Origin of the sequence: Streptomyces sp. NPDC093097, from assembly GCF_044754325.1 — a bacterium.
Taxonomy (GTDB): domain Bacteria; phylum Actinomycetota; class Actinomycetes; order Streptomycetales; family Streptomycetaceae; genus Streptomyces.
The window spans coordinates 1-5,721 of sequence record NZ_JBIVOW010000054.1; the positions used below are offsets into that span (position 1 = coordinate 1).

5 protein-coding genes and 1 pseudogene are annotated in these 5,721 nt (G+C 68.4%); 2 read left to right on the forward strand and 4 right to left on the reverse strand.

Annotated elements, in window-relative coordinates; genetic code table 11:
* Positions 1-133: 133 nt before the first annotated feature.
* Positions 134-292, reverse strand: a complete 159-nt coding sequence (locus tag ACIQE0_RS38605) for a hypothetical protein (protein WP_402341046.1) — start codon at positions 290-292, stop codon at positions 134-136.
* Positions 293-451: 159 nt separating this feature from the next.
* On the opposite strand from ACIQE0_RS38605, the gene ACIQE0_RS38610 reads away from it, so the two are divergent.
* Together ACIQE0_RS38610 and ACIQE0_RS38615 are read left to right on the forward strand one after the other, a co-directional pair.
* Positions 452-1,147 (forward strand): response regulator transcription factor, encoded by a 696-nt coding sequence (locus tag ACIQE0_RS38610; RefSeq protein WP_402341049.1) that lies wholly within the window; start codon positions 452-454, stop codon positions 1,145-1,147.
* Positions 1,140-2,261, forward strand: coding sequence for a sensor histidine kinase (locus ACIQE0_RS38615; protein ID WP_402341051.1), 1,122 nt, complete (start codon positions 1,140-1,142; stop codon positions 2,259-2,261). The genes ACIQE0_RS38610 and ACIQE0_RS38615 overlap by 8 nt, the downstream gene beginning before the upstream one ends.
* On the opposite strand, the pseudogene ACIQE0_RS38620 reads toward ACIQE0_RS38615, so the two are convergent.
* From ACIQE0_RS38620 to murF, 3 genes and pseudogenes are all read right to left on the reverse strand, one after another.
* Positions 2,252-2,499, reverse strand: a pseudogene (locus ACIQE0_RS38620) (hypothetical protein); the annotation flags it as partial. The gene ACIQE0_RS38615 and the pseudogene ACIQE0_RS38620 sit on opposite strands and share 10 nt — an antisense overlap.
* Positions 2,500-2,940: 441 nt before the next feature.
* Positions 2,941-4,059, reverse strand: a complete 1,119-nt coding sequence (locus ACIQE0_RS38625) for a lipid II:glycine glycyltransferase FemX (RefSeq protein WP_402341054.1) — start codon at positions 4,057-4,059, stop codon at positions 2,941-2,943.
* 8 nt (positions 4,060-4,067) lie between these two features.
* On the reverse strand, positions 4,068-5,450 hold the full coding sequence (gene murF / locus ACIQE0_RS38630; RefSeq protein ID WP_402341056.1) for a UDP-N-acetylmuramoyl-tripeptide--D-alanyl-D-alanine ligase: 1,383 nt from the start codon (positions 5,448-5,450) through the stop codon (positions 4,068-4,070).
* Positions 5,451-5,721: the final 271 nt, after the last annotated feature.

Below are 5,721 nucleotides of genomic sequence, written 5' to 3' on the forward strand. Positions count from 1 at the left end.
AATCCACACCGAACCCGGAAGGCCCTCACCCGTTCAAGATCCCACGGCCGAGACCTGGCTCACTGTCCACAACCTCCCCGGACAGAACAGCTAGGGCGGTGGCCGTGTAAGGCACGGTGTTGGCGGGTGGGTCTCAGAGCGCCTCGGCGCGTGCAGCGGTGAACGCCGCCCTGGCGCCGTCGGTGAGCCCGGTGAGGTCCTCAAGCGGAAATCGGATCCCCAGCGCCCAGCGGCAGGCCAGTTCGCGGGCGCGGCCGGGATGGCGGACGAACGCAACGGGGAGCAGGAGCACGGCGAGGACCATCGCAAGTACGGCGAACAGCCGGTCGCGGGGCCGAGGTGGGATAATGTGTGGTTCGTTCTTGCCTCCAGTCGAGGGGGCGTGGTGTTGTCGGCCCGTATCCGGTTTTCGATACGCTGGCGATATGGCACCGGCTCGTAGCATGAGACTATGCGCGTGTTAGTCGTTGAGGACGAGCCCTACATGGCAGAGGCCATCCGCGATGGGCTACGCCTGGAAGCGATCGCGGCCGACATCGCCGGTGACGGTGATACCGCTCTGGAGCTGCTGAGCACCAACGCTTACGCCATCGTCGTTCTCGACCGGGACATCCCCGGACCTACCGGTGACGAGATCGCCAAGCACATCGTCGCCTCCGGCAGCGGCATGCCGATCCTCATGCTGACCGCTGCCGACCGGCTCGACGACAAGGCCACCGGGTTCGAACTCGGCACCGACGACTACCTCACCAAGCCCTTCGAGCTGCGAGAACTCGTGCTCAGGCTCAGAGCACTCGACCGCAGGCGCGTCCACAATAGACCGCCTGTGCGAGAGATCGCGGGCCTACGTGTGGATCCCTTCCGCCGCGAGGTCTACCGCGAGGGCCGCTACATCGCGCTCACCAGGAAGCAGTTCGCTGTGCTCGAAGTCCTCGTCACCGCCGAAGGCGGTGTCATCAGTGCAGAAGAGTTGCTGGAGCGAGCGTGGGATGAGAACGCGGACCCGTTCACCAACGCCGTGCGCATCACGGTCTCGGCCCTGCGTAAACGCCTCGGCGAGCCCTGGCTGATCGCCACCGTGCCCGGGGTCGGTTACCGCATCGACACAGGACCGGACGCCGATGACCGGGGAGCGGAGCGTGGATAGGCGTCAAGGGTTGAGCGTCCGCCTCAAGCTCACCTTCAGCTACGCCGGGTTCCTCCTGATCGCGGGCGCCTTGCTGCTCGCCGCCGTTTGGGTGTTCCTCCTGCGAGGAAGGTCGAACAGCCTTAACCTCCCCGATCGGTCCGACTTCCTACGCGTCTTCGACCCAGGCAGTTTTGGCCCAGTCGTCTTCGTCCCGGCGGGAATCCTAGTGCTGGCCTTCCTGCTGGTGTTCGGTCTCGTGGGCGGCTGGATTCTGGCCGACCGGATGCTCGCCCCGCTGACTCGCATCACCGACGCCACCCGCAGGGTGGCGAACGGACCGCTCTCCCACCGGATCCGCCTACCGGGCCGCCGAGATGAGTTCCGCGAACTCGCCGACTCCTTCGACACCATGCTCGCGCAGCTCGAAGCCCACGTCGCCGAACAGCAGCGATTCGCGGCCAATGCCTCTCATGAACTGCGCACCCCGCTGGCGGTCACGCAGGCGCTTCTCGACGTGGCCCGCAACGATCCGGACCGCGACATCTGCGAGCTTGTCGAACGCCTGCGCGTGGTCAACACCCGGGCCATCGACCTCACTGAAGCATTGCTCCTGCTCAGCCGCGCCAATCAGCGGTCCTTCACCAGGGAACACGTCGACTTGTCCCTCATGGCGGAAGAAGCCACGGAAACGCTCCTGCCCTTGGCGGAAAAGCACGGCGTCACCATCGAAACCTCCGGCGAGATGAGCATCACCACCGGCTCACAGGCGCTCCTGCTGCAGATGGCCACGAACCTTCTGCACAACGCGATCGGCCACAACCTGCCTGACCAGGGCATCGTATGGGTGAATACCAGCGTCCGCCCCCACACTGTTGTGCTCACTGTCGAGAACACCGGCGAGAAGCTCACCTCGCAGCTGGTCTCGACACTCACCGAGCCGTTCCAGCGCGGCACCGAACGCCTGCACACCGACCACGCAGGTGTCGGCCTCGGCCTGGCAATCGTCAAAAGCATCACCCAGGCACACGACGGAACCCTCACCCTCACCCCCCGCCCCGCTGGCGGGCTGCGCGTCACGGTGCAACTGCCCGCCGCGTCAGCGCACACACGAACAGACGACGATCAGGCCTGACGAACGTCCGGATCTCCCAGGGCAACCCTCAGTGAGCTTCTTCGGTGGTGCCGCTTCGCAGTGAGGACAGCTGCGGCGATGGACGTCATGCTGTGGGACTGCCACGGGGCCTGCGAAAGACCCGCCAGGACGTCAGGCGGGCGGCGCCGCGTTCGACCGGTGCCCGGGCCGGCCGGGCCCGGTCGGTGGGCGGTCTTATCGGTGGGGGCAGTTCACGCAGGGGCCTGCGTCTGCTGCCCCTGGCCCCACTGACCCACCCCTTTGGAAAACGATCACAAAGACAACCCGAAGCGGTCTTCCAGCACGCCGGGCAGTGCGGGTCAAGGGTTGTCGTAACATCCGGTGTCATCGCCCGCCACTGGCCACCGGCGGCTCACCGGTGCAAGCGGCCTCGAAGGAATTCGTGCGGACTCCTCGGCCGGCCGTGGTCGAAGGCACCGGCGCGGCTGCGGCATGACCACCCGCTGCCCGTCCACGGCCAAAGCGGCCTTGTGGGTTTCGGCGGCCCGTCTGCGCCAGGTGCGAGGCGAACGGGTGGCCCGATGCTGTCATCGGCCGATCTGTTGATCGCTGCGAGGGCACGTGCGATCGGCGGGCACGGCCCCCCGAACCGCGCCGGCTGCTGCTTCTATGCCCGCTTCGCCTCGCGCCCGCCGCCTTCCGCCACCGGCGGGCCGCCTCAGCCTCGACGGGACATGTAGACGTCGAATGCCTTGTAGAGCAGGCGATTCAGCGGCAGATCCCATTCGCCGAGATACTCCACGGCTTCGCCGCCGGTGCCGACCTTGAACTGGATCAGGCCCAGGTGCGGGGCGTCCTTGTCCACGGTGTCGGTGATGCCGCGCAGGTTGTAGATCGTACATCCGGCAGCCAGAGCATCAGTGATCATCTTCCACTGCACGGCGTTCGATCCGCGTACCTCCCGTTTGGCCGTGGCGGAGGCGCCGTAGCTGTACCAGGCGTGTTCGCCGACCCGGACCCAGATGGTGGAGGCAACGAGGTCGCCTTCGTGGTGGGCGAGGTAGAGCCGGATCCGGTCCTTGTCCTCGGCCAGCAGCGCCTCGAACATGGCCGGGAAGTAGCGGAACGGCCGCGGGATGAAGTGATCACGTTTCGCGGTCTCGAGGTAGACCTGGTAGAAGTCGGGCAGGTCCTCGACACGGCCCTGGGTCACGATGACGCCCGCTTTGCCGGCCTTCTTGATGTTGCGCCGCCAGAGCTGGTTCATCCCCTTAAGAAGTTGATCTTCGTCCTTGCCGGCCAACGGGACCTGGAAAACCCAGCGCGGCTGCCCGGCGGAGAATCCTTCTTCTTCCTTCGGCGGGCGCCAGCCCAGCTCCCGCAGCTGGGTGCGTGCCCGGGCGGCGGCGTCGTTGACCGTGTCCGGCGGCACGTCGCTAAGCCTGGTGATCTCCGGGTCGGCGATCGCGGCCTTGATCGTCTCAGCACTCCAGGTACGGGCCACCACTGTCGTCCCGATGCGTATGGCGAAGGCGCCAGAGCGCTTGAGATGGTCCACCAGCGGCCCGAGCCAGCCGGCCAGATCATCCGAGGCCCAGACGATCACCGGCCCTTCGGGCAGGTACGCCAGTGACGTCTTGAACCCGAGCAGCCGACGATACAGCACCAGGCCCGCGCCGACCAGTTGATCGCGGTCGTCGAACCAGCCCAGCGACTGCGACCCCCACTCACTCTTCACCGACGCCCAGGCTGGGGTCTGCAGGAAACTCACCGCAGGCTGGGTCGCGTTAAACGCGGCGTGATCGTTCGCCGTGATGACCCGTACCCGAAAAGCCACAGCCGCTCCTACCTGTCGTTCCTTGGTCGATCTACCAGCACATCGGGGGGTCCGGACACGAGCGCGGCGGCGACCTCGTCGAGGCGCGCCCCGCGGGAGGCCTTGACGAGCACCACATCGCCGGCCGTGAGCCGACCGCGCAGCCACTCGACGGCCGCGGCGTTGTCGGCCAGCGCCATCGCCCGCTCTCCGGCGCCGTCGGCGAGCGGCCGGGCGCCGACCGCGACCACCACGTCGGCCCGGCAGGCGGCGTACTCCCCTATGGCGCGGTGCGCGGCCTCGCTGCCGTCGCCGAGTTCGAGCATCTCGCCGAGGACGGCGATGCGGCGCCCGCCCTCGATCGCCGCCAGCGCGTCCAGGGCGGCACGGGTCGAGTCGGGGTCGGCGTTGAAGGAGTCGTCGAGCAGCGTTGCGCCGCCGGCGAGGTCACGCAGCTCCAAGCGCCACTTCGACAGCGAGACCGTGGGCAGCGCCGCTGCGGCCGCATTGAGGGAGACGCCGGCCGCCAGCCCCACCGCCGTGGCAGCCGCCGCGTTGAGCGCCTGGTGCGTGCCCACGAGCGGCAGCGCGACCGGAGCCCAGGCGGCGGCGGTCCGCAGGGTGAAGGACGGCCGAGCGAGCCGGTCCAGCACCACGTCGAGTACGCGCACGTCGGCGTGTTCCGCCCGGCCGAAGGTCAGCACCGGGCGGTCGGTGAGCGAGCGCATCGCGACCACCCGGGGATCGTCGGCGCTCAAGACCGCGGTGCCGCCGGGCGCCAGACCCTGCACCAGCTCACCCTTGGCCTGGGCGATCGCCTCGCGCGACCCGAGATAGCTGAGGTGGGCCTGGCCGACGTTGAGGACGACACCGACGTCGGGCGCGACCAGGCCGGTGAGTTTTGCGATGTCGCCGATGCGGCGCACTCCCATCTCAAGGACGAGGAACCGGGTGGCCGCGCTGGCACGCAGCATGGTGAGCGGCACGCCGAGCTCGTTGTTGAGCGAGCCGGTCGTGGCGATCGTCGGCGCGGCGCTCGACAGCACGGCAGCCAGCAGGTCCTTGGTGCTGGTCTTGCCACGGGATCCGGTCACCCCGACCACGGTCAGCCCGTCGCGTAGCCGTGCCACGACGTGGGCGGCGAGCGCTTGCAACGCGGCCTGGGCGTCCTCGACGACGACGGTCGGCAGCGCCGTGGGCCGGGAGCCGAGCACGGCCACCGCGCCGGCCCGGCCGGCCTGGACGGCGTAGTCGTGGCCGTCGGCGTGTTCGCCGACCAAGGCGACGAAGAGGCCGCCCGGCTCGGCCTGCCGGCCGTCGAGCACGGCCGGCGCGGTCACCGTCACGGCGTCGTCACCCTCGACCCTCCCGCCGACCACTGCGGCGATCTCGCCGAGGCTGAGCGGGATCACGCCCAGACCGCGCAAGGATCGGCGAAGCGCATCAACCGGCCGCTCGCCAGGACGGCGAGCGGAGGCGGGCTGGCGAGGTGGAGGAGGGCACAGGTTGGCTCGCTGGAACTCATGCCCTCCAGCCAAGAGAGCGTGATGTTGCCGGCGCGTATGCAGTTTTCGATACGCCGACGATAGTGCGCCACGAACACAACGGGAGGTTTCGATGTAGACGAAGTCTTCCGACGTGATGCTGCACTGGTGATGGAGGTAGGCCCTCCGGGACCGCCCA

What these genes read in the sequence shown, in the direction of transcription:
- ACIQE0_RS38610 (WP_402341049.1), top strand. Translation starts at nt 452, where the DNA reads ATGCGCGTGTTAGTCGTTGAGGACGAGCCCTACATGGCAGAGGCCATC.